Source organism: Staphylococcus sp. 11511212, assembly GCF_011394755.1.
In the GTDB taxonomy this organism is placed as follows: Bacteria; Bacillota; Bacilli; order Staphylococcales; family Staphylococcaceae; genus Staphylococcus; species Staphylococcus chromogenes.
Window position 1 is genome coordinate 100,663 of the sequence record NZ_JAANBQ010000002.1, and the last position, 22,530, is coordinate 123,192.

A 22,530-nucleotide genomic window follows, 5' to 3' on the forward strand; every position below is an offset into this window, starting at 1 on the left:
AGGATGAAGTATGAAACCAGTTAAAATTGGTATCGGGGGACCTGTAGGGGCAGGAAAAACCCAACTTATTGAAAAAGTGGTGAAACGTTTATCAAAAGATAAAAGTATCGGTGTTATTACGAATGACATCTACACAAAAGAAGACGAAAAGATTTTAGTAGAGACAGGTGTCTTACCTGAAGATCGTATTATCGGCGTAGAAACTGGAGGGTGCCCGCACACTGCCATCCGTGAAGACGCATCGATGAACTTTGCGGCGATTGATGAGTTAATGGAACGTCACAACGATATTGAACTTTTATTCATTGAATCAGGTGGAGATAACTTAGCCGCAACATTTAGTCCAGAACTCGTTGATTTTTCAATTTATATCATCGACGTAGCACAAGGTGAAAAAATTCCACGTAAAGGTGGCCAAGGGATGATTAAGTCGGATTACTTTATCATTAATAAAACTGACCTTGCTCCACATGTCGGCGCGTCACTTGATCAAATGGCAGAAGATACGAAAAAATTCAGAAATGATCGTCCATTTGCATTTACAAACTTAAAAACAGACGAAGGACTAGACGATGTCATCGATTGGATTCGTAAAGACGTCTTTCTTGAAGGATTAGATTAGTATGGCCATTTCAGATTGGACAGGGGAACTCGATCTCACATTTAAACATGATGGGACGAAAACAATTAATGGAAGAACGTATTTTCAAGGCGGACTGAAAGTGCTACGTCCATCGTACTTAAACGGTAGTCCACACCCAACAATGTTTTTAATTAACTTGGGGGGTGGCTTCGTCGATGGTGACCGGTATCGCATGAATGTGCATTATGAACCAAAAGCGCATGCCGTCTTAACGAATCAGGGGGCGACCATCGTCTTCAAAACGATGGAAGACCACGTAGAACAATATCAAACATTTACACTAGAAGATGAAAGTTTTATGGAATATATTGGCGACCCTATTATCGGGTATACCCATGCCAAATTTTTCCAACATAATCATTTCAAATTGTCAAAAACAGCCACAATGTTTTATTCGGACATTTTAACACCCGGCTACGACAAAGAAGGTCGTATGTTTAAATACGATCATTTACATTTGTTAAATGAAATATACGTCGATGACCAAATCGTCGTATATGACAATTTACGTTTAGATACACAAAAACATAAAATTGCTGATATTGGTTATATGGAAGGATTTACTCATTTGGGCGCATGTTTTTATATTAGCCCACATGTCAATCAAAAGTGTGTAGAAGCCATCAACGAAGTGGTTGAAAACCATATCAATGAGACATGTCGTGTCGGCGTCTCATTGTTACCGACCCATGGTTTAACGATACGTATTCTCGCAAATTCTACCGATGTCATTAATCGTGTGATTCATGAAGTCCATCAATTTGTGATGTCGACGTATCATGAAGAAGATGCCCAATTTTTACGAAAATACTAAGGAGTAGGACACAGAAATCGCAATGATTTCTGTCCTACTCCTTTATTATTAATGACTTCAGTCAGTTGAGCACGTAAAACGTGCGAAACAATGAACCACCTGCTATGCGGGTGGGCAACAAAAGTTATACTAAAAAATCCCTGCTTAGCGTTATAATTAAGGTGTTCAAGCCAAATTAATAACGAAAGTAGGGATTTGTTATGGCTAATAAAGCCAAAAGTTTAGCACATACAAAATGGATGTGTAAATACCACATTGTATTTACTCCAAAGTATAGAAGAAAAAGCATATACAATCAATACAGACCATCAATTATTTTGAAATTATAAAGTTATTGTGCAAATACAAAGGTGTGGAGATTATAGAAGGACATATGATGCCAGATCATGTACATCTATTAGTGAGCATCCCACCCAAAATAAGCGTTTCAAGCTTTATGGGGTATTTAAAAGGTAAATGCGCTTTGATGATATTTGATAGACATGCAAATTTGAAATATAAATTTGGAAATCGTCACTTTTGGGCAGAAGGATATTACGTTAGTACAGTTGGATTAAATGAAGCCACAATAAAAAAATATATACAGAACCAAGAAAAACACGATAAAGCGATTGATAAGTTGAGCGTAAGAGAATATGAAGACCCTTTTAAGGGTTATTGAAGTTAGTCAAAAGCCTCTTTAGAGGCTAGCTAAAGAGACAATGGCATTTTGGCTTGAGCATGAAATGAAAAAGCCAGCGACTTTAGACGCTAGCCGGTAAAGCGGGCTTATAGCCCAAGAGCAAACCACCCGTTTTACGGGTGGTCCTGATTAGAAACTTTTAATTTGAAAGTCGCTACTACCTAAACTTAGCATTATATATTATAGAGGCGATGCCTAATCCTGCTAAAAATAACGGAAGTACGTATATAGAATAAACATCTGTCTCTATATAAAATCTATAGAGTATGAAACCTAAGAAAGCCATAATAAAGTAAACAGGTATAAAAATAGGTTCCCAAAATATAGAACTTTTCATATCATTCACCTACGTTTTTGTAATTTAGAAACAACTTGCTGCTACTCGGCCCATTCCCTAGAGACAGCACCAATTACTCCTCCTCCAGCAGTAGCTATTGTCGGAATCACACTACCTGCACTAGCACCACTAAGATGACCTAAACCGGCGCATCCAATAGTGCCAAGACTTCATTTCCATCCTTCTTCCGTCCTCTTGTTTGAGTAGTCGTCTTTTTTATCGATTACATTAACTTTAAATTATTTCAATTTGTCTCATAAGCCAATACTGCGGAGTCTCCATTTTTATCCATAGCCTCAGAAGGTAATGCTTCTATTTTACCTATAGTATTATCATTTGATTGTAACTAAAGCATATCAAAGTAAATAAAGTAGATGACTATTATTTCTTAAATGTTGAAAACTTATGCCTCTACGTCCTTTCTACTCATAATTTTATTTCTTCAACTCCTTTTATTGCTTTATTGACATTGCATCTCTATGAATTATAGAGGTGACAGATAATTCATTTGATGTTCAAGACTTTAGACTTTCACCATAAAAAAAAGAGTTAAACAATCTAAGATTGCCTAACTCCTTAATGTCACCAGTACGATATGACAGAAATTCTATTATGATAGTGCGATAAAACCATCACTATCTAAAGATTTATTCAATTGATCTAAGCTTTCTTCAGAACCAGAATCTTCAAAATCCTCGGTAGCTTCATCTTTTGTTAAACGATTTCCTTCTAGAATATAATTTCTGTAACCAGAGTAAACGTATTTTTCTTCAGGGTCAGAATATTTGCTTGTTTCAGTGACTTTATAGGCAGTGATGAGTGTGACTTTCGTCGGTTCTATTTCGCTTTCGGTTTTGATTTTTTCGCTTGTCTCATCTTCGTCAGAACTAAAACCGAAGTCAGAGTCTAGAGTTTGACTGGTTTTATAATATTGTCCAACTTGTTCCGTGGAATATTTGCTAAAATCTGTATTTTCAAAGCGGTCATTAATGAGTTTATTGTGTTCTTCAAATAAAGCAGAGACATTTTCAAGCTGATTAACATCTTTTAAATCTTTAACTTTTATTTCATATGATTGAGTCCCTTTGAAATTCGTAGATTCACTTTCATTGAGCGCGTTAATGACTTCTTTAGGCACTTCTAATTTCACCGTGTCTCCATTTTTTAGTTTTCCATTGTTCGGGACTGTAAATTCGAATGAACTTAAGGAAAGGTCTTTTAGCGAGTCAGGTAAATCTTTTTCAACGAGATGGAGCTGACCACTGCCATTTAATCCTGTGAAAGTAGGATTTAAACTTTCGAATAATGTTTTGGCATTTACTGAATCAGGATCCTTTAACCCCGACACGGTATATTCTTTAGTGAATTCTTTGGCTTTAAGTTGATATTCCTTAGAGACATTTCGCTTTATTTTAAATTTTAATTTAACTTTATCCCCATTAGAGAGCTTGTCTTTTTTATTGAAATCAAAGTCTATATTTTCTAAAATTTTACCAGCTTTATAAAATTGTCTTTGCTCTGATTTTGTAAAATTATCAATGTCTAAGTGCTCAACATTTCCTTTTTCTATCGTTTCAAGTACTTCTTTATTTTTAAAATCTGATTGTCTCAAGGCTTGAGCTAAAAGTTTACCTATAATTTTGTTATAGGCGTTATCTTTAATATTTGCAGTCCCAGAGCCATTATATCCCTTGAATTCTACTTTAACATCATCTTCTACGTTGACTTTTTTAGTTTTTATGAATACTACTGTTAGTAATGTGACAAGTATGATTGCGATGATGACACCTATAATCACCCATTTAAAGCGTTTAATAAAATCCATACAATCCCCCACTTTTAATCAATATTATTAAAAACAAACTTTATGTTGTTAATCATAACATAAAATAATAAAAAGAAGTACGTTACATAAAGTTTGTTTTATCTATTTTATATAACTTTTTGGGTTTTTGAAATAATATTGTGGAATTTCATCAAGTGCTTTTTAATCCTATCTCTAAGATAGTTTGTTTGTAAATAGGGTTTGATGAAGAGAGAAAGAGGTTCATGGATTGAAAAAAGCGATAGAAGTGAAAGACTAACTGTTCGATATATGAAAAATGGAAATTAAAAACACTGAGCCATATGGAGGTCTCAGTGTTTAAATTACAGTATTCAGAGCGCTTCGATTACATTATTAACTGAACTATATTTTTAATAATAAGTAGTGCCACAATGAGAATGATTATACTAGAAAGTTTGTTTAAAAATAAGATAAATTTTCCAGATGAATCAATGTGACCAATGAAACGGCCCAACAAAGAGAGACCTATAAACCAAATCCACGACACACTGATGGTTGCGAGTGTAAAGAGCCACTTTTCTGTACCGTCATAAAGGGCAGCGCTTGTGCCAATGACTCCGATAGTATCCATGATGGCATGAGGGTTTAATAGTGAAACGGACATCGCAAATCCTATTTGCTTTTTCGCAGACATTTGAGAATGGTGATTCATTGATGCAGGCTTTTCAATCCAAAGTGACCATGCCATATAAAGTAAAAAGATGAGTCCAATTATATAAATCAAAAGCTGTAACGTTGGCAATGACATTAAAATCAAAGAAACGCCGAGGACGGCTAACAAGATGAGTAATGTATCGCATAAGCCTGCGGTAATGATGACGGGAAGTGTACGTGACCATCGAGGATGATTGGCGCCTTGGTTAAAAACGAACACATTTTGTGCTCCTAACGGTAATATTAAGCCTAAAGCGAGTAAAAGGCCGTGCATTATCGGTTGAATCATGTCTCGTCATCCTTTCAGTTTGAGGCACAATGATGAATGAGCACTCATTTTTGTTTTTGCGTGATTACAATATTGATAATGAGCCATAGGATTTGTAAAACGAAGGGAATCATTAAAAATGCCATCCAGACTCCGATAGATAGCAATTTTATCTCAGGTGTTTGAATGGCACCTGTGCCATCAACGTCACGTAGCCATAAGAACCCGGCCCCACTAATCAATAAAATCATCCAAAAAGCAGTGACGATACTCCATATTATCCATGATGCTTTTAACATAATGTTCCCACCTAAAAAATTTATTATTATATAGAATAGCACAAAAATGGTGACTTGTGTGAGTCACCATTTTTGGGATAAAAAGTTATTTTCAATTATCGTCTCTCATGCAGTTGTTCCCAAGTCATGGGCATCGATTTTCCTGAGATTAAGCAATAGAAGTTGATGTGTTTTGACGGAGTTTTTTAGCACTATCAACAAGGACAGTTAAGGCTGCTTTTACCTCGTCTTCTTTACGCGTTTTGAGTCCACAATCTGGGTTGACCCAGAAAAGAGAGCGATCAATTTGTTGGAGCCCTCGATTAATGGCTGTCGTGATTTCTTCTTCTGTTGGAATGCGTGGACTATGAATATCATACACGCCTAATCCAATGCCTAAGTCATAATCAATATCTTCAAAGTCTTTAATTAAATCGCCATGGCTACGAGAAGTTTCAATAGAAATAACATCTGCATCTAGTTCGTGGATAGCATGAATGATTTGGCCGAATTGAGAATAGCACATATGCGTATGAATTTGCGTATGGTCTGCCACAGAAGACGTCGCTAATTTGAAACTGTGCACGGCTTTTCGTAAGTAATCGTCGTGATAAGTTTGACGAAGCGGTAAGCCTTCGCGCAGTGCTGGTTCGTCGACTTGAATCACTTTGATGCCTGCTTTTTCAAGTGCTAATACTTCTTCGTTAATCGCTAAGGCAATTTGGTCTTGGACTTCTGCGCGTGGTAGGTCGACACGTTCAAAAGACCAATTGAGAATCGTAACAGGACCTGTCAGCATCCCTTTCACAGGCTTGTCTGTTAAACTTTGCGCATAAACCGTTTCTTTTACTGTGAGAGGTTCTGTCCATTTAACATCTCCATAAATAATCGGGGGTTTAACGGCACGTGAACCGTAAGATTGAACCCAACCAAACTTCGTTACTAAGAAGCCTTGTAATTTTTCGCCGAAGAATTCGACCATGTCATTACGTTCGAATTCGCCATGAACGAGGACATCTAAGCCGATATCTTCTTGAATTTTAATCCAACGTTTAATTTCGTCTTTTAAGAAGGTTTCATAAGCTTCATCAGAAATACGTTTGTTTTTCCAATCTGCACGTGTTTTACGAACTTCTGGAGATTGTGGAAACGAGCCAATCGTCGTTGTTGGTAAATCTGGTAAGTTGAGTCGTTCTTGTTGAAGTTCTTTACGTTCTGAGAAACGAGAAGCACGTTCATCACGCACACTGTCGAAATCATACGTTAAATTTTTAAAATCTTGGTTTTGGAAACGTTCATATTGCGTTTGTAATGCCTCTAACTTTTCTGTATCACCTTCATTGACTGCACGTTTTAAGGCGTCTAATTCTTCTAATTTTTCAGTCGCAAAACTAAGTCCATCACGAACGGTTTCATCTAATGTTTCGTCATCTAACGATACAGGGACGTGAAGTAAAGAGGATGATGGGTTAATATAAAGCTCATTTGTATAAGTACTCAACGTATCAATGAGCGCTTTTTTCGCTTCCACATCTGCAGCCCAAACATTACGACCGTCGATAATGCCTGCAAATAATGTTTTATTTTGATCAAAATCTCCGTTTTTAATTTGTTCTAAGTTGTGGCCATGGTCATGAACAAAGTCTAAACCTAATCCTTTAACTGGAAGACTGCTTAAAAATTTCACATTTGCACGTTCAAAGTACGTTTGAATAATGAGTTTATCGGCTACTTCTGCACCTACAAATGCCTCGTACGCTTCTTTTGTAATGGCTTCTAAGTCTTCCCCCTCATCTGTGACAAGAATAGGCTCGTCCACTTGAATCAATTCTGCGCCTGCTTGGATTAATGATTCAAAGGCTTCAATATATAACGGTAAGAGTGTGCGCACTTTTTCTTCAAAAGATTGGTGGCCTCCCTTAGATAACTTCACAAATGTAATTGGACCTACAATAACCGGGTGGGCTTGGATATTTAAAGATTTTGCATAGTTGAAGCGCTCTAAAAGAAGATTGCGTCCGAGTTTTGGTGTCACGTTGTCCCATTCAGGTACGATGTAGTGATAGTTGGTATTGAACCATTTAATTAAGGCACTCGCGACGTGTTCTTTGTTGCCACGTGCAATATCAAATAATAAATCATCATCAACCTCACGCCCTTGGAAGCGTTCAGGGATAATATTAAATAACAAAGATGTATCTAAAATATGATCGTAAAGTGAGAAATCTCCGACTGGCACGCTGTCTAAGCGATGGTTTTTTTGAAGCAATAAATTTTCACGATGTAAATTTTGTAATGTTTCATCTAATTCGTCTTTTGAAATTTTGTTGTTCCAATAGTTTTCGATTGCTTTTTTCCATTCACGTTTTCGGCCGAGTCTTGGGAATCCTAAATTTGTTGTTTTAATTGTCATAATATAACCTCCTGATTGGTTGATGTAATTGATTTTGAATAAGCTGCAAGGTCTAAAGAATAATCGACACGTTCAAACGGGGTAATAAGGTATAGCCCGTTAAAATATTTGTGAACGGTATCAATTAGTGATTTACAGATAGAAATAGATAAATCGTAGGTGGCTGCTTTATCACCTGCAACGGCTTTGAAGCGTTCTAAAACGTCATCTGTCATCTTAATGCCAGGGACTTCATTATGTAGAAATAAGGCATTGTTGTAACTTGTGATTGGCATGACTCCAATAAAGATTGGGACGTTAAGATGTTGAGTTGCTTCATAAATTTCAATGATTTTTTCTTTGGTAAAGACAGGTTGTGTGATGAAATAATGCATGCCACTTTCGATTTTAGTTTCGAGTTTTCGAACGGCTGCATCGATATTTCTTACATGAGGATCAAAACCGCCAGCGATGTTGAAATGAGTTCTAGACTTCAGCGCATCACCATCTGTGTTAATCCCTTCATTGAAACGGAGTGCGAGTTCAGTGAGCCCTTTCGAGTTAACATCATAGACGTTAGTGGCTCCTGGGAGATGGCCTACTTTGGAAGGATCTCCTGTAATGGCTAAGATTTCATTAATGCCGAGTAACGATAACCCGAGTAAGTGCGATTGTAAGCCAATTAAGTTGCGGTCTCGACACGTAATATGGACGAGTGGTTCAATGTTATAGTTTTGTTTGATGAGACTCGCAGCTGCAATATTGGAAACACGTACTGTCGCGAGTGAATTGTCGGCGAGTGTGACGGCATCAATACCCGCTTTGTCTAAGGCTTCGATATTTTTGAAAAAGCGTTGTGTATCCAAATGTTTAGGTGTATCTAGTTCGACGATAATCGTCGGTTGTTGTTGAACTTTCTGTTTTAAATTTAATTTGGCTGAAGGGGACGTTATGCTTTCACGTTTTTTATGGATAGGAATAACTTTTTTGTTGTGGACCGGTTTAAGTCCTCGAACGGAACGCTTAATGTGCTGTATATGTTCGGGTGTGGTGCCACAACATCCTCCAATCAGCCGGACGCCTTCATGAATGAGTTGTTCTGCAACTTCGCCAAAATAGGTGGCGTTATTGCTGTATTTGAACGTATCATTTTCAATGTCGAGTAAACTCGCATTGGGATAACAGGAGAGATACGCATGCTCTGGTAACGCAATATGCGTAAAGGTGTTTTTCATATGATGCGGGCCGTGATGGCAATTCAAGCCGACAATATTGGCTCCTGCTTGAATGACTTGTTCTAACGCATCATTGATGACCGTTCCGTCTAATAGATAGTTTGTATTTGAAGCGGTGAGTTGAGCGATAATGGGAATGTCGTATTTGCGTCTCGTACTTTTAATAACAGTTAACAGTTCCTCTAAATCGTAATAGGTTTCAAATAATAAACCATCAACGCCACCCTCAACTAAAGTGTCGACTTGGATTTCTGTATGATATTGAATGGCTGAAATCGATAAATCCCCTTGTTTAACGCCTCGAAATCCTCCGACCGTCCCGAGAATAAATGTATCTTCCTCGGCCGCACGTTTTGCGATGTCGATCGCTGCTTCGTGAATGGCTTTCACTTTATGTTCTAAACCAAATACTTTGAGTTTCTCAAAATTGGCCCCATACGTATTGGTCTGTATAATGTCTGCGCCTGCTTGAATATAGGAACGATGAATACGTTCGACTTTTTCTGGATGCGTTAAGTTATAGGCTTCTGGACAAGTATCGAGGCCTTCTGAGTAAAGAATGGTGCCCATTGCGCCATCAGCCACTAGAATATTGTTTTTCAGGGTATTCAGTAAGCGACTCATCGTATACCTCCTTTAAAGCGTGATCTAAATCTGTAATTAATGTGTCGGGGTCTTCTAAGCCGACACTGAGTCTAAAGAGACCGAATGTAATGCCCCGTGCTTCCCGAATAGGTTGAGGGATAGCGGCGTGTGACATTGAATGTGGATGGGACAATATCGTTTCAACACCCCCTAAACTGACGGACACGAGGGGGATTTCAAGCGCATCTACAAAAGTTTGTGCTAAGGCTTCATTTTTGAGTCTAAACCCTAGAACAGCGCCACCATGATGGGCTTGGTTCAAGTGGACGGTGCTATGTCCCGGGTAATACACTTGTGCAATCGCTGGATGCTGTTCTAAAAAACGCACGATGCGTTGGGCACTTTTTGAGGATTGCGAAAAGCGTACGTCTAATGTTTTTAAATGTTGGGTGAGCGTCCAACTGTCATAAACGGAAAGTCCTGTACCTGCGCCGTTCTGAATTAAATAAATTGCTTTTGCGAAAGTTTCATTATTGGTAATCACAGCGCCTGCGATTAAATCACTATGCCCGCCTAAAAACTTAGTGGCACTATGAATAACGATATCCGCACCTAAATCTAAAGGGTTTTGTGCAATGGGTGTCATAAAGGTGTTATCCACGGCTAAAAGCAAGTTGTGGCGTTGGGCAATATCAGCCACCGCACGTATATTGGTCACTTTAAATAAAGGATTTGAAGGTGTTTCTACATAAAGCAATTTTGTATTAGGTTGGATAGAGTTTTCATAATTTTCTGGATTTTCAGCGTTCACTGTGGTGAAATGAATCCCGAATTTCGTTAATATTTCTTCTGTTAGTCGAAATGTCCCTCCGTAGACGTCGTCGGGGAGGATAACGTGATCTCCTGCTTTTAATGTTAGAAATACACTTGTAATCGCACTAATACCTGAATTAAATGCGAAACCGTGTGTGCCATTTTCAAGTTCTGCGAGTTTGGTTTCTAATAATTCGCGATTAGGGTTGCCGCTCCTTGCATAATCATAAGTTGCATCTCCGCCCAGTGTATGTTGATGATAAGTGGACGAATAATAAAGTGGCAGGTTTGCACTTAAATACGTTTTTCCTCGATTGCGATCATGAATGAGTTGGGTTGCTTTGGGTTGGCTCATAGACTCACTCCTTCTTTTGAATGTTGCAGTGCTCGGATGAGGTCAGCTTCAATATCTTCGTAGGCTTCGATTCCGACAGACAAGCGAATTAAATATTGGTCGATGCCTCGTGCATCTTTTTCCGCATCAGGCATATCGACGTGTGTTTGTGTATAAGGGAATGTAATAAATGTTTCTGTCCCCCCTAAACTTTCAGCGAAACGTGAAACCTCTATATTTTCAAGTAGCCGTGCGACGCTGTAATCTTTATCTAAACGAAGACTTAACATACCGGTGCGTCCGCTGTATAACACTTCTTGAATGCCTTCTAAATTTTGACATCGCTTGGCAAGACGTTGGGCATTTTCCTGTGACCGAGCGACGCGTAAATGTAATGTTTTCAAACCTCGTTGTAGCAAATAACTATCAAACGGTGAGAGCGTGGCACCAATCATATTGTGAAGAAGTGAAAGCTGATTGACTAAATCTGGGTCTTTCACTGTGACAACGCCTGCTAACACATCGTTATGACCGCCAATATATTTAGTCGCGGAATGTAACACGATATCCGCCCCTTCTTTAAGTGGGGTTGAGAGATAAGGTGTTAAAAAAGTATTATCGATAATGGTCAGTAATCCACGTTGTTTTGCAAGGACGTAATAAGGTTCCAAATCAATTTCAATCATAAGTGGATTTGAAATAGGTTCGATAAATAGTGCTTTTGTCTTTGAAGTTAACGCGTCACTGACTTCTTTGAAATGTTCGAAATGCACATATTTGAAATGAACCCCGTATTGTTCTTCGTAATATTGGAAAAGTCGAAAAGTGCCACCGTAGAGATCATACGAAACGAGCACTTCATCACCAGGTTTAAACAAGCTACATATGAGTTGAATACTCGCCATTCCACTTGCTGTGGCAAAAGCAGCGTTGCCTCCTTCTAATTTCGCAAAGGCCGTTTCAAAAGCATCTCGTGTCGGGTTTTTCGTTCGAGAATAATCAAATCCAGTCGATTGCCCTAGCCCTTGATGCTGATAAGCCGTGGATAAATAAATCGGGTTTGCGACTGCGCCTGTCGTATCTTCTGTCAGTGCAATTTGTGCAAGTTCTGTATCTTTCATGGGTTTTTACCTCCTATTTTCAGATTGGTAGGGAATGTCATGGATGTGTTAAGCCATTTTGTCGATAAAATACAAAAAAGCTTTCATCCTTTACACCCGAAATAAAATTCGGAAATAAAGGACGAAAGCTTCGTTCGTGGTACCACCTTAATTTGCTACTTTATCACTAAAGTAGCCTCTTCCAGTACGCCATGATTGAATTAATGGGTACAGAAAAAAGATAGGAAAATTCCAGTACGCCATTATCAACATGTTAATACTGTATCGCTATAACGGGCGAACCCGGTGATACCTCATATCGGCACCAACACTCCAAGGCCATTTTCAAACTTTCTTTCAATATCTTCTCTCAGCTTACAAAGACTCTCTGTAAAAGCAGTGTAAGTTCTACTTTCCTTTTTATCGTGTGTCAAAATATGTTGTTGTGAGTTGATAGTCACACTTTAGCATGGTGGAAAAATAAATGTCAACACATTTTTCTGAAAATTATGATTTAACACACTATTTAATGTGTGCTCGAAATTTGTTAAAGTCTTGTATATCAAGGCGTCAACCAGTACAATAAAAAACGTAAAAATTTTTGAAAAGAGGGATGTGGATGACAGATTTAAACAATATACGTCATTCGGAAAATGTAGAACAACTGAATCTTTCAGAAATACGTCCCAATCCTTATCAACCGAGAAAACATTTTAATCAAACCAAATTGGAAGAACTCGCGTCATCTATTGAGCAACATGGCGTGCTCCAACCTATTGTGGTCACCCCATCAATAAAAGGCTATTATCTCGTGGCAGGTGAACGCCGTTATCGGGCGTCTCAACTTGCAAAGTTAAATACGATTCCTGCAATTATTAAGTCTATGGATGACAGACAAATGCGTGAGCTAGCGATTATCGAGAACTTACAACGTGAAGATTTAAATCCACTAGAAGAAGCGGAAGGTTATCACCAACTGATGGAAACGCTCTCTTTAACCCAACAACAAGTTGCCGATCGATTAGGCAAGTCACGACCCTATATCGCGAATATGTTACGGTTATTGCAGTTACCTGTTAAAATTAGGAATTTAGTTCGAGAAGGTCAATTGTCAGGGGGACACGGGCGCACATTATTAGCGCTAAAAGATGCCGCTTTGATGGAGCAATATGCACAAAAAGTGATAGATGCCTCTTGGAGTGTGCGCACGCTAGAAGCACAAATCGCAGAACATCAACCTGCTGTGCACCCTAAGACTTCCGGGAGTCTGCCCCCTAAAAAAGTGAAACCTTCTCTGATTAAGCAACACGAACAACAATTGGCAAAACAATATGGTACGAAAGTGGACGTCTCAACGTCAGGGGCGAAAGGTAAAATCACGCTTGAATTCTATTCTGAACAAGATTATCGCCGTCTCATTCAATTATTGAAAAAGAACAATAAATAGATCGATGTAGAAAGGAAAACAAAATGAAACAACTTGAGAGTATTCTCCGTAATTTGATTCAACCTCTGTTGGAACCTGAAACCTATTCGAACTTATTGACGAAACTCATCATTGTGCTCATTTATGTACTTGTCGCATTTCTTGTGACGCGTATTTTAAATAAAATTATTGCACAGTTTTTCAAAGTCAATAACAAATCAAAAAAAACACCCCGTGCCAAGCGTTCAAAAACCTTAATTACACTTGTACAAAACGTTGTTGGCTATCTCATTTGGTTCATTACAGGGACTACAATTTTAAGTAAATTTGGCATCAGCGTTGAAAGTATCCTTGCCGGGGCTGGGGTGGTCGGCCTTGCGATAGGTTTTGGTGCACAAACCCTCGTGAAAGATATTATTACAGGATTTTTCATCATTTTTGAAAACCAATTTGACGTCGGGGACTACGTAAGCATTAAAAACAATGGTTCACTAATTGCTGAAGGGACAGTGAAATCCATTGGTTTACGTTCGACACGGATTATGTCTATCACAGGGGAACTTTCCACGATTCCAAACGGAACGATGAGTGAGGTAACAAACTTTTCTGTGACCAATGGTGTCGCATTAGTCGACATTCCTATCTCAACGAGTGAAAATATTGAGCTTGTCGAACAAAAATTAGGGGTATTTTTAAAATCTATCCCTAAAAAATATGAGATTTTCATCGATACGCCACAAGTGCTTGGTGTGGATGCGATAGAAAGTTATCAAGTGACGTTACGTGTCTCTGCAGAAACGTCTCCTGGAGAGAATTTTATGGGCGCACGTATTCTAAGACGTGAAATCAAAGGCTTCCTCCAAGCTGAAAATATCGAAGCCCCCGTACCAAACTTAGCCCAAATGTATAAAAACATGACACAGCCAAAATCATAAATGTAAAATAATAAAAAGGAATGAGGAGTAGATCGATGTCTTCAAATTATGAAATCAATGATATAGTAGAAATGAAGAAACAACATGCATGTGGTGCCAATCGATTCAAAATCATTCGTATGGGAGCAGACATTAGAATTAAGTGTACCGCTTGTCAACGAAGTATTCTGTTGCCACGGCAAACGTTTAATAAAAAACTAAAAAAAGTACTCGAAAAAGCGAGTCAAGATGAGAAGGAGTAATGAATTATGGCTTTAACAGCTGGTATTGTTGGATTACCTAACGTAGGGAAGTCCACACTTTTTAATGCGATTACAAAAGCAGGCGCGCTTGCAGCGAACTATCCGTTTGCGACAATTGATCCAAACGTTGGAATTGTTGAAGTGCCTGATACACGTTTAACGGAATTAGAAAAAATCGTCAATCCGAAAAAAACAATTCCAACCACATTTGAATTTACTGATATTGCAGGTATCGTAAAAGGAGCTTCAAAAGGAGAAGGCCTTGGTAATAAATTTTTATCTCACATCCGTGAAGTAGATGCGATTTGCCAAGTGGTGCGTGCATTTGATGATGAAAATGTGACACACGTGGCAGGACGTGTAAATCCTATCGATGATATTGAAGTCATTAATATGGAATTAGTGTTAGCCGATTTAGAATCTGTCGAAAAACGATTACCACGTTTAGAAAAATTAGCTAAACAAAAAGATAAAACAGCAGTAAATGAAGTGCGCATTTTAACACAAATTAAAGAAGTCCTTGAAAACGGTCAACCCGTACGCAGCATTGACTTTAATGAAGAGGACCAAAAATACGTCAACCAAGCGCAACTCCTTACAGCGAAAAAGATGCTTTATATCGCCAATGTGGGTGAAGACGAAATTAATGACGCTGATAATGAAAAAGTCAAAACAATAAGAGAATATGCTGAACAAGAAGGCTCTGAAGTGATTGTCATCAGTGCCAAAATTGAAGAAGAAATTGCGACATTAGACGATGAAGATAAAGAAATGTTCTTGGAAGATTTAGGAATTGAAGAACCCGGCTTGAACATATTGATTCGCAAAGCGTATGAATTACTCGGTTTAGCAACGTACTTTACAGCAGGGGTGCAAGAAGTACGTGCTTGGACATTTAAAGAAGGCATGACAGCACCACAATGTGCGGGCATCATCCATACAGACTTCGAACGTGGCTTTATTCGTGCTGAAGTCACAAGCTACGATGATTATGTAGCTTACAACGGCGAACAAGGTGCGAAAGAAGCAGGTAAAATGCGTCTTGAAGGTAAAGAGTATATTATGAAAGACGGAGACGTTGTTCATTTTAGATTTAATGTATAAAAAATAGCCATCAAAAATTTATCTGAGCATAAATTTTTGATGGCTTTCTAATGATTGGTAATCTTTATTTCCCAACTCCCTAAAGATGTCTCTCGTATGAGGAGTGTAGAAATATAAAAAAATAAAAGAACACGCACGATGTGGGGGCATCGCACGTGTCTAGGTCTAATGATATCAGTCGTTGGTGGTCTATGTGGTAATTTTGCTTAAGCTTTTTCACTGACAACTGTGATATGTTGTTTAATGAAATCTGCATTTTGAATTTCTTTAACTAATGCCAAAGCATAATCTGGGTAGCTTACGTAGCTTTCACCTTCAGAATTTGTTAAGACAACATTCATTCCTACACGGTAGTTTCCTGTACGTTGACCTTCTGGATCAAAGAAAGATGAAGGGCTAATAAATGTCCAGTTGAGTTGATTTGAAGCTTTAATATCTTCAAGGTTTTTATTTTGCGCTTTCGCAATCGGCATTGCAAAATCTGGAACCATAGATTTGTCGATTAATGTTGTTGTTTTTGAGTCATCTGAATAAAGACTACCTGCGCCACCTACAATGATAAGACGCGTATCTGTACCTTCAAGCGCTTCGATTAAAACGCGTCCAAGTTGAATATGTTGATCTAAATCATCTAATGGTGCAGCAAAGGCATTGACTACAACATCGAATTGAGATAAATCATCACGTGTTAAATCAAATGCGTTTTTTTCAATAACTGGAACATCTGAATCTAATTTTGAGGCGTTACGAACAATTGCAGTCACTTCCATGTTTTCATTTAGTGCTTCATTCATAATTAAACGACCTACTTTACCAGTAGCGCCAATAATACCTACTTTCATGAAAAGACCTCCAAACATAATTTATATAATTTTAGTATCGATATATTAAATATACCAGTATGAACCTTTAAACGTTTAAAATCTGCTCATCAAAAAAACGACGGACTTTTGAATAGGTATACGTAAATGACTTTATACGCTATGTCTTAAAAGAAGAGCGCAGACGATAGGCATAGGGTATAAGTGTTAAATTTTTCGTTGTAATAAGTTACAGCTTATGGTAGAATACTGAAATGTGAGTAATGAAAATTATTCCTTGCTTAACGTAATTCTTCGTTAAGCCGTATAGACCACAAGGAGGTGCAAATATACAATGAGAAAATATGAAGTAATGTACATCGTGCGTCCAAACATTGAAGAGGATGCAAGAAAAGCAGTTGTTGAACGTTTCAACGGAATTTTAGCTTCTGAAGGCTCTGAGGTATTAGAAACTAAGGACTGGGGTAAACGCCGCTTAGCTTATGAGATCGAAGACTTCAAAGATGGTTACTACTACATCGTACGTATCCAATCTGAAAACAACGTTGCTACTGACGAATTCCAACGTTTAGCAAAAATCAATGATGATATCATTCGTTACATTGTTGTTCGTGAAGACGAAGACAAGTAATAGAATAGAAATGAGGCGTGAATATGCTTAACAGAGTTGTATTAGTAGGTCGATTAACTAAAGATCCAGAATACAGAACGACGCCCTCAGGTGTAGGCGTAGCGACTTTCACATTAGCTGTGAATCGTACGTTTACAAACAACCAAGGGGAACGTGAAGCAGACTTTATTAACTGTGTTGTTTTTAGAAAGCAAGCAGAGAACGTGAGCAATTTCTTGTTCAAGGGAAGTCTGGCTGGCGTTGACGGTCGCTTACAATCACGCAGTTACGAAAATCAAGAAGGCCGACGTGTCTATGTGACGGAGGTCGTTTGTGACAGTGTTCAATTCCTTGAACCCAAATCACAAAACCAACGTCATTCGAATAACCAAGGCAATGACTTCCAAAGTTATGGCCAAGGATTCGGTGGACAACAACAAGGTCAAAATTCGTCATATCAAAATAACAATTCATCATCTAACAATGATAACCCATTTGCGAATGCGAATGGTCCTATCGACATTAGCGATGATGATTTACCATTTTAAAATAATGAACGTATAAAAAAATGAAGCAAGGGAGGCACAAATCATGGCAGGTGGACCAAGAAGAGGTGGTCGTCGTCGTAAAAAAGTTTGTTATTTCACAGCAAACGGTATTACACACATCGACTACAAAGACACTGAATTATTAAAACGTTTCATCTCAGAACGCGGTAAAATTTTACCACGTCGTGTGACTGGAACTTCAGCTAAATACCAACGTCAATTAACGACTGCAATCAAACGTGCACGTCATATGGCGTTATTACCATTCGTTAAAGACGAAGCGTAAAACAGGGAGCCCCGTACCGAAAAGGTAGCGGGGCTTTTTTTGTTTTAGAAAATTAATTATTATTTTATAAATTGAAATTATTAAGTTTATCACCTATAATGTGTAGTAATTTAGCAACTTTAGACCATACATAAGAGGTGATTGATTCATGAAAAAGTGGAAACAATATTTACACATTCAACCATGGGAAAAACAAGAAAGCACGCCTGGGTCCTCGATTTCTCGGCGCAAACGACTAGCTGGTTTTGGTGTGGGCATTGCGTTACTCGTAGGTTTTTTAGCATCAATACTAATTCATTTTCCATCGTAGGCGGTGTTGTGGGTCTTGTCGCATTTTTAATGGCAGCTATTTTGTGGAGAGGTGCGAAATTAAAACTATTCACCTATAAACGTCTTAAATTTTCGGATATACTACTTGCGATCGCTGCCTTTTTACTCATCGCATGTCTTGACCAATGGTTGTTTTCTTTACTTGGGACAGATGCAACCGCAAATGATCATGCAATCGATGATGCCATTCAAATGCGCTCGACGTTGTGGCTTGTCCTATTAGGGACATTTATTGGGCCCTTCATCGAAGAAGTGGTCTATCGTGGAATGGGGCTGAAGTATATGTTTCACGGTTTTCCATGGGTTGGAGTTATTATATTGTCTGCACTATTTACATATACGCACGGACCATCGAATTTCATTGAGTTTTTAATTTATTTTCAGTCTGCGGTAATCTACAGTTTAGTGTATTTAAAAACAAAACGCATAGCGTTACCTTTACTGATGCATATCGTGAATAATGCGTTTACGTTTATCCCTTTATTATTTTAGTAATGAGCGTTCCTCAAAGATGTAGAAAATTGAAAAAGGAATGGGTTTAGCGGCCCATTCCTTTTTGGATTACTTTAAACTGTCTTCAAATTACTTCTCGCGCCAAAATTTAGTGGTGTCTTTTTTATCTTCTATATTTTTATCAATCATCCGATGAAGTAAATCATAATTGACTTCTTCCGTCCATTTGATTTTCATGAACATTTTAGTCGTTTGATAGCCTGCTTTTTTTATATCTTCATCAAAATAATCTCTTGTATATTTTTCGGGTGCCACAGCAAAATGGGGTTTGGCTTTACTAAATCCTAAAATAAATGTGCCATTTTCTTTTAACAATAACATCGGCTGGTTCCATTTGATTTCTAAAGTGAGCTCAGGATAATCAGCCAATAATTTTTCAATAACGTTTTTGAATTTTTCACGATGCTCTGGTTTTTCAATGGTCTCTAAAAAATCTTCAAATGTTTCCATCATATGCCTCATTTCTAAGTTTGATTTAGAACAATCATTTTTACAGGATTTGATTAACTCTATCATATTATTAATGAAAAGATATCGCAAAACATAAAGTTTTATGGTAGGTTAAAATCGAAATCCGATATCTAATTTCGATTTTAATAGGAGGTGAGAAGTTGAAAAGTAAATTAGAGAGACGTATGTTTTTAGGATTTATCTATATTCATATTTTACATCACGCACGCCAAATGCCGATTTATGGGAGTTGGATGATTGAGGAATTGCGGACACATGGCTATGAATTAAGTGCGGGGACATTGTATCCTTTGCTTCATCGTATGGAAGATGAAGGATTACTTGAAACTGAAAAAGTGACGGTAGAAGGGCATCAACGTGTGCTTTACCGTTGTACAGATTTCGGTGTTGAAATGCTTCGTGTAAGCAAAAATAAATTATCAGAATTACTAAATGAACTATAGGAGGAAAAGGATGAAAACGTACGTACAACTATTTTTCATTGCTTTAAGGTTGGGGTGTACTTCATTTGGGGGCCCCACTGCGCATTTAGGCTATTTTTATAATGAATACGTGAAACGGAGGCGATGGTTAACGGAGACACAATACGCCCATCTCGTGGCACTTTGCCAGTTTTTACCAGGACCTGCGAGCAGTCAGGTCGGATTTGGTATCGGGGTGGCGAAAGCGGGACTCATAGGAGGAATTATTTCGTTTGTGGGGTTTACACTGCCTTCCGTCTTAATTTTAATGATATTTGCCCTAATCCTTCATAAGACAAGCATGGAGATGGGATGGGTAAATGGTTTAAAAATTGTGGCGGTGGCTATTGTCCTTCATGCCATATTAGGAATGGCGCACAAATTATTGCCTGATGTCAAAACGAAATTGTTGGCTTTATTTACACTTGTCATCACGGTACTTGTAACGCACGCTTCTGCACAAATCGTGGCCCTCGTGATTGTTGGTATAATGGGGCTGTTTTTGTTTCAAGAGGAGCGCACTGAAAGTACTGCTGTGCGTTTGTTCAATATTCGAAAGTCTGTCGGTGGGGTTGCATTAATACTCTTTTTCAGTCTTTTATTCATTTTACCGTTTTTAAATGCAGTCTCACAGTCGGCGTGGATAGCGATGATTGATCATTTTTACCGTGCAGGTGCCCTTGTTTTTGGAGGGGGACATGTCGTGCTTCCGCTCTTAAAAGAAGGGTTCGTCGCAACAAATATGATTTCAGCAAATGAGTTTATTACAGGATATGCGTTGGCACAAGCTGTTCCAGGACCGTTATTCACATTTGCGACCTATATTGGCACTGTAATGGCAGGAGGATTAGGGGGTCTCGTTGCCACTATCGCTATTTTTCTACCGGCTTTTTTATTGCTTGTAGGAGTATTGCCATTTTGGGAACAGGTGCAAAGTAATGTCAAAGTGCGTCAAATGTTAAAAGGAGTCAGTGCAGGTGTCGTCGGGATTTTAATTACTGCATTTTACGACCCTATTCTCACTTCAGCGATACACACACGCATAGATTTTGTGTTTGCGGCAATATTATTTGTGCTGTTAGCGTATTGTAAAGTGCCCTCTTGGGCCATCGTTGTTCTAGGAATTGTTGGGGGGATTGTGCTTTATTAAAAGTAGTGAACGCCTATCTTTTAATCGTTTTTTAATTTTTCTTTAAGTTAATTTCAATTTCCGCCTATTAAAGTAGACCTATACAATTTATTAGGCCGTTAATAGGGGAGTGTTAGACGATGAAATATACAATTATACCTTCAGGATTTAAAGAGAGTTTAAGTGCAGGAGAAGTCGGCTATGCGATTGAAAAAGGGATTCGCAATGTTGTGCCGAATGAGGACATTCAAGTTATCCCGATGGTTGATGGGGGCGAAGGGTTTGTCGAAACGATGATTAAGGTGAAAAAGGGCTATAAAATTGAGACAGAAGTGACAGGCCCTGTAGGCGAACCTATTTCCTCATTTTTCGGGATTTTTAAAGAGAAAGGTCAAACCATTGCAGTGATTGAAATGGCAGCGATTGCGGGACTACGACATGTCCCACAACATCAACGTAATCCGCTGTATACGACGACGTATGGGGTCGGTGAAACACTCATTAAAGCATTAGATTATGGTGTAGACCGTATTTTAATTGGTTGTGGTGATTCAGGAACTTCTGATGGAGGTATTGGGATGGCGCAAGCGATTGGCGTCAAACTGTATGATCATCAACAAAATCGTATCCATATTCAAGGTGGAGCGGATATTCATAAAATTGCAGAAATGGATTTATCTCAAATTGATTCGCGCTTGCAAGAGATGCAAATTGATGTGGCCGTCAATTGGACGAATGTCCTATGTGGAGAACACGGGGTAGCCCGTGTGTTTGGCCCTCAAAAAGGTGCAACGCCTGAAGAAGTTGAACATTTATCTATGAACTTAGAACATTTAGCGACGTTGATTGAGCGTCAAACCGGGAAAAATCTTCGTACAGTAGAAGGCTCAGGTGCATCGGGTGGCTTAGGCGCTGGATTAATGGCTTTCGCGCATGCGCAATTACACCCGCGTTTTGATATTATTATGGATTACATTGATGTGGAAGAGGCGATTGCCCAAAGTGACATCGTGATTACTGCGGAAGGTTGTATTGACTACCAAACACCGAATGGCAAAATTCCGTCTGAGGTTGCGCGTATTGCTAAAAATTACGATAAACCCGTTATTGCTTTTGCGGGAACGATTGGGACAAATGCGAAAATTAATTATCAAAGTGGTATTGATGCCTTTTCTAGTATTATTCCATGTCCAGCGACGTTAGAAAATGCGATTGAAGATGCTGAAAAATGGCTTGAAGGCAGTGCAGAAAGTGCGATTCGTTATATTTCAATAGGTATGTCCATGTCTCAATCAATACAAGATGAAGACAATGACGATGTCTTTCAAGACGAGAAAGTAGCCGTACACGATGCAAGTTAATGTGTCTTTTACCCAGCTGATTGCTTGGTTGATTTTCCTACTTACCTCTTTATATATTTTCGGCGTAATGGAATTGAGTTACCTTGGTAAAGTCAGTCTTATGTGCTTTATATTGGCACTTGGTTTATTTGTCCTATCAAAAGTTCCGGCAGGATTAGTGGGCATGTTGTGTCTAGTCATCGCAATATTATTAGGTATACCAGAAACGATGTTGTTCCAAGCGTTCGAACAACCCATTGTGTGGCTTATGATTGGTGCTTTTATTATTAGTGCCGTCATTGAAAAGAGTGGTTTATTAGAGCGCGCTTAGTC

General features: G+C 38.4%; 24 protein-coding genes, 1 pseudogene and 1 other annotated feature. Of the genes and pseudogenes, 16 read left to right on the plus strand and 9 right to left on the minus strand.

Annotated features, from left to right (window positions below):
• Positions 1–10: 10 nt before the first annotated feature.
• The 3 genes and pseudogenes from ureG to tnpA all read left to right on the plus strand — a co-directional run bounded on the left by ureG (position 11) and on the right by tnpA (position 2,118).
• On the plus strand, positions 11–622 hold the full coding sequence (gene ureG / locus G8Y84_RS00790; protein ID WP_037575375.1) for an urease accessory protein UreG: 612 nt from the start codon (positions 11–13) through the stop codon (positions 620–622).
• 1 nt (position 623) lies between these two features.
• Positions 624–1,457: an urease accessory protein UreD gene (locus G8Y84_RS00795; RefSeq protein WP_105963078.1), complete on the plus strand. Its 834-nt coding sequence runs from the start codon at positions 624–626 to the stop codon at positions 1,455–1,457.
• A 200-nt stretch (positions 1,458–1,657) separates the two neighbouring features.
• Positions 1,658–2,118, plus strand: a pseudogene (tnpA, locus tag G8Y84_RS00800) (IS200/IS605 family transposase).
• A 968-nt stretch (positions 2,119–3,086) separates the two neighbouring features.
• Here the strand turns inward: tnpA and G8Y84_RS00805 are convergent.
• The 7 genes from G8Y84_RS00805 to G8Y84_RS00835 all read right to left on the minus strand — a co-directional run bounded on the left by G8Y84_RS00805 (position 3,087) and on the right by G8Y84_RS00835 (position 12,002).
• The gene (locus G8Y84_RS00805; protein ID WP_105963080.1) at positions 3,087–4,301 is read right to left on the minus strand and encodes a hypothetical protein; all 1,215 of its coding nucleotides are present in this window, start codon (positions 4,299–4,301) and stop codon (positions 3,087–3,089) included.
• Between the two features lie 346 nt (positions 4,302–4,647).
• Positions 4,648–5,265, minus strand: a complete 618-nt coding sequence (locus G8Y84_RS00810; protein WP_192574291.1) for a LysE/ArgO family amino acid transporter — start codon at positions 5,263–5,265, stop codon at positions 4,648–4,650.
• A 44-nt stretch (positions 5,266–5,309) separates the two neighbouring features.
• Entirely contained in the window at positions 5,310–5,543 is a 234-nt protein-coding gene (locus G8Y84_RS00815) for a DUF3923 family protein (protein ID WP_105963081.1), read from the minus strand.
• Positions 5,544–5,691: 148 nt separating this feature from the next.
• On the minus strand, positions 5,692–7,938 hold the full coding sequence (gene metE / locus G8Y84_RS00820) for a 5-methyltetrahydropteroyltriglutamate--homocysteine S-methyltransferase (RefSeq protein ID WP_165806070.1): 2,247 nt from the start codon (positions 7,936–7,938) through the stop codon (positions 5,692–5,694).
• Positions 7,932–9,773: a bifunctional homocysteine S-methyltransferase/methylenetetrahydrofolate reductase gene (locus G8Y84_RS00825; RefSeq protein WP_165806049.1), complete on the minus strand. Its 1,842-nt coding sequence runs from the start codon at positions 9,771–9,773 to the stop codon at positions 7,932–7,934. The genes metE and G8Y84_RS00825 overlap by 7 nt, the downstream gene beginning before the upstream one ends.
• A complete protein-coding gene (metC, locus tag G8Y84_RS00830; RefSeq protein WP_105965997.1) occupies positions 9,727–10,902 on the minus strand; it encodes a cystathionine beta-lyase MetC in 1,176 nt (391 codons plus the stop codon). Before metC ends, G8Y84_RS00825 begins: the two co-directional genes overlap by 47 nt.
• A complete protein-coding gene (locus tag G8Y84_RS00835) occupies positions 10,899–12,002 on the minus strand; it encodes a PLP-dependent transferase (RefSeq protein ID WP_037575389.1) in 1,104 nt (367 codons plus the stop codon). Before G8Y84_RS00835 ends, metC begins: the two co-directional genes overlap by 4 nt.
• A 114-nt stretch (positions 12,003–12,116) precedes the next feature.
• Positions 12,117–12,414, minus strand: a binding site (T-box leader).
• A 186-nt stretch (positions 12,415–12,600) separates the two neighbouring features.
• On the opposite strand from G8Y84_RS00835, the gene G8Y84_RS00840 reads away from it, so the two are divergent.
• Genes G8Y84_RS00840 through ychF form a run of 4 tightly spaced genes read left to right on the plus strand, consistent with a single transcriptional unit; the run spans position 12,601 to position 15,688 of the window.
• Positions 12,601–13,428 (plus strand): ParB/RepB/Spo0J family partition protein, encoded by an 828-nt coding sequence (locus G8Y84_RS00840; protein WP_037575392.1) that lies wholly within the window; start codon positions 12,601–12,603, stop codon positions 13,426–13,428.
• 23 nt (positions 13,429–13,451) lie between these two features.
• Positions 13,452–14,342 carry a mechanosensitive ion channel family protein gene (locus tag G8Y84_RS00845; protein ID WP_037575395.1) on the plus strand — a complete coding sequence of 297 codons (891 nt, stop codon included), beginning with the start codon at positions 13,452–13,454 and terminating at the stop codon, positions 14,340–14,342.
• A 35-nt stretch (positions 14,343–14,377) separates the two neighbouring features.
• Complete coding sequence (locus G8Y84_RS00850) at positions 14,378–14,584, plus strand: DUF951 domain-containing protein (protein WP_037575399.1); 207 nt, start codon at positions 14,378–14,380, stop codon at positions 14,582–14,584.
• A gap of 6 nt (positions 14,585–14,590) precedes the next feature.
• On the plus strand, positions 14,591–15,688 hold the full coding sequence (gene ychF / locus G8Y84_RS00855; RefSeq protein WP_037575402.1) for a redox-regulated ATPase YchF: 1,098 nt from the start codon (positions 14,591–14,593) through the stop codon (positions 15,686–15,688).
• A gap of 206 nt (positions 15,689–15,894) precedes the next feature.
• On the opposite strand, the gene G8Y84_RS00860 is transcribed toward ychF, so the two are convergent.
• Positions 15,895–16,530: an NAD(P)-dependent oxidoreductase gene (locus G8Y84_RS00860; protein WP_105963088.1), complete on the minus strand. Its 636-nt coding sequence runs from the start codon at positions 16,528–16,530 to the stop codon at positions 15,895–15,897.
• Positions 16,531–16,843: 313 nt separating this feature from the next.
• Here G8Y84_RS00860 and rpsF point away from each other — a divergent pair, with 313 nt between their 5' ends.
• From rpsF to G8Y84_RS11485, 5 genes are all read left to right on the plus strand, one after another.
• On the plus strand, positions 16,844–17,140 hold the full coding sequence (rpsF, locus tag G8Y84_RS00865; RefSeq protein ID WP_037565086.1) for a 30S ribosomal protein S6: 297 nt from the start codon (positions 16,844–16,846) through the stop codon (positions 17,138–17,140).
• A 23-nt stretch (positions 17,141–17,163) separates the two neighbouring features.
• Complete coding sequence (gene ssb / locus G8Y84_RS00870) at positions 17,164–17,667, plus strand: single-stranded DNA-binding protein (protein WP_037575408.1); 504 nt, start codon at positions 17,164–17,166, stop codon at positions 17,665–17,667.
• Positions 17,668–17,710: 43 nt separating this feature from the next.
• Positions 17,711–17,953 (plus strand): 30S ribosomal protein S18, encoded by a 243-nt coding sequence (gene rpsR / locus G8Y84_RS00875; RefSeq protein WP_037565082.1) that lies wholly within the window; start codon positions 17,711–17,713, stop codon positions 17,951–17,953.
• A 148-nt stretch (positions 17,954–18,101) separates the two neighbouring features.
• Positions 18,102–18,263 (plus strand): hypothetical protein, encoded by a 162-nt coding sequence (locus G8Y84_RS00880; protein ID WP_165806050.1) that lies wholly within the window; start codon positions 18,102–18,104, stop codon positions 18,261–18,263.
• An 8-nt stretch (positions 18,264–18,271) separates the two neighbouring features.
• Positions 18,272–18,775: a CPBP family glutamic-type intramembrane protease gene (locus tag G8Y84_RS11485; protein ID WP_165806051.1), complete on the plus strand. Its 504-nt coding sequence runs from the start codon at positions 18,272–18,274 to the stop codon at positions 18,773–18,775.
• Between the two features lie 90 nt (positions 18,776–18,865).
• Here the strand turns inward: G8Y84_RS11485 and G8Y84_RS00890 are convergent, their stop codons facing one another.
• Positions 18,866–19,246, minus strand: a complete 381-nt coding sequence (locus tag G8Y84_RS00890; protein ID WP_037575414.1) for an iron chaperone — start codon at positions 19,244–19,246, stop codon at positions 18,866–18,868.
• 161 nt (positions 19,247–19,407) lie between these two features.
• Here G8Y84_RS00890 and G8Y84_RS00895 point away from each other — a divergent pair, with 161 nt between their 5' ends.
• The 4 genes from G8Y84_RS00895 (at position 19,408) to G8Y84_RS11315 (ending at position 22,528) form a co-directional block, all read left to right on the plus strand.
• The gene (locus G8Y84_RS00895; protein ID WP_165806052.1) at positions 19,408–19,710 is read left to right on the plus strand and encodes a PadR family transcriptional regulator; all 303 of its coding nucleotides are present in this window, start codon (positions 19,408–19,410) and stop codon (positions 19,708–19,710) included.
• Between the two features lie 10 nt (positions 19,711–19,720).
• Complete coding sequence (gene chrA / locus G8Y84_RS00900; RefSeq protein ID WP_105963090.1) at positions 19,721–20,878, plus strand: chromate efflux transporter; 1,158 nt, start codon at positions 19,721–19,723, stop codon at positions 20,876–20,878.
• A 119-nt stretch (positions 20,879–20,997) separates the two neighbouring features.
• On the plus strand, positions 20,998–22,218 hold the full coding sequence (locus G8Y84_RS00905; protein WP_051604979.1) for a glycerate kinase family protein: 1,221 nt from the start codon (positions 20,998–21,000) through the stop codon (positions 22,216–22,218).
• The gene (locus G8Y84_RS11315) at positions 22,208–22,528 is read left to right on the plus strand and encodes a hypothetical protein (RefSeq protein WP_246864343.1); all 321 of its coding nucleotides are present in this window, start codon (positions 22,208–22,210) and stop codon (positions 22,526–22,528) included. Before G8Y84_RS00905 ends, G8Y84_RS11315 begins: the two co-directional genes overlap by 11 nt.
• Positions 22,529–22,530 lie beyond the last annotated feature (2 nt).

Bases quoted from the DNA above. Each gene is read 5' to 3' on its own strand.
- G8Y84_RS00845 (WP_037575395.1), top strand. From the start codon at position 13,452: ATGAAACAACTTGAGAGTATTCTCCGTAATTTGATTCAACCTCTGTTG.
- G8Y84_RS00835 (WP_037575389.1), bottom strand. From the start codon at position 12,002: ATGAAAGATACAGAACTTGCACAAATTGCACTGACAGAAGATACGACA.
- ssb (WP_037575408.1), top strand. From the start codon at position 17,164: ATGCTTAACAGAGTTGTATTAGTAGGTCGATTAACTAAAGATCCAGAA.
- rpsR (WP_037565082.1), top strand. From the start codon at position 17,711: ATGGCAGGTGGACCAAGAAGAGGTGGTCGTCGTCGTAAAAAAGTTTGT.
- G8Y84_RS00890 (WP_037575414.1), bottom strand. From the start codon at position 19,246: ATGGAAACATTTGAAGATTTTTTAGAGACCATTGAAAAACCAGAGCAT.
- ureG (WP_037575375.1), top strand. From the start codon at position 11: ATGAAACCAGTTAAAATTGGTATCGGGGGACCTGTAGGGGCAGGAAAA.
- G8Y84_RS00905 (WP_051604979.1), top strand. From the start codon at position 20,998: ATGAAATATACAATTATACCTTCAGGATTTAAAGAGAGTTTAAGTGCA.
- G8Y84_RS00810 (WP_192574291.1), bottom strand. From the start codon at position 5,265: ATGATTCAACCGATAATGCACGGCCTTTTACTCGCTTTAGGCTTAATA.
- G8Y84_RS00805 (WP_105963080.1), bottom strand. From the start codon at position 4,301: ATGGATTTTATTAAACGCTTTAAATGGGTGATTATAGGTGTCATCATC.
- rpsF (WP_037565086.1), top strand. From the start codon at position 16,844: ATGAGAAAATATGAAGTAATGTACATCGTGCGTCCAAACATTGAAGAG.
- G8Y84_RS00860 (WP_105963088.1), bottom strand. From the start codon at position 16,530: ATGAAAGTAGGTATTATTGGCGCTACTGGTAAAGTAGGTCGTTTAATT.
- chrA (WP_105963090.1), top strand. From the start codon at position 19,721: ATGAAAACGTACGTACAACTATTTTTCATTGCTTTAAGGTTGGGGTGT.
- ychF (WP_037575402.1), top strand. From the start codon at position 14,591: ATGGCTTTAACAGCTGGTATTGTTGGATTACCTAACGTAGGGAAGTCC.
- G8Y84_RS00840 (WP_037575392.1), top strand. From the start codon at position 12,601: ATGACAGATTTAAACAATATACGTCATTCGGAAAATGTAGAACAACTG.
- metC (WP_105965997.1), bottom strand. From the start codon at position 10,902: ATGAGCCAACCCAAAGCAACCCAACTCATTCATGATCGCAATCGAGGA.
- G8Y84_RS00850 (WP_037575399.1), top strand. From the start codon at position 14,378: ATGTCTTCAAATTATGAAATCAATGATATAGTAGAAATGAAGAAACAA.
- G8Y84_RS11315 (WP_246864343.1), top strand. From the start codon at position 22,208: ATGCAAGTTAATGTGTCTTTTACCCAGCTGATTGCTTGGTTGATTTTC.
- G8Y84_RS00880 (WP_165806050.1), top strand. From the start codon at position 18,102: ATGAAAAAGTGGAAACAATATTTACACATTCAACCATGGGAAAAACAA.
- G8Y84_RS00815 (WP_105963081.1), bottom strand. From the start codon at position 5,543: ATGTTAAAAGCATCATGGATAATATGGAGTATCGTCACTGCTTTTTGG.
- G8Y84_RS00795 (WP_105963078.1), top strand. From the start codon at position 624: ATGGCCATTTCAGATTGGACAGGGGAACTCGATCTCACATTTAAACAT.
- G8Y84_RS00825 (WP_165806049.1), bottom strand. From the start codon at position 9,773: ATGAGTCGCTTACTGAATACCCTGAAAAACAATATTCTAGTGGCTGAT.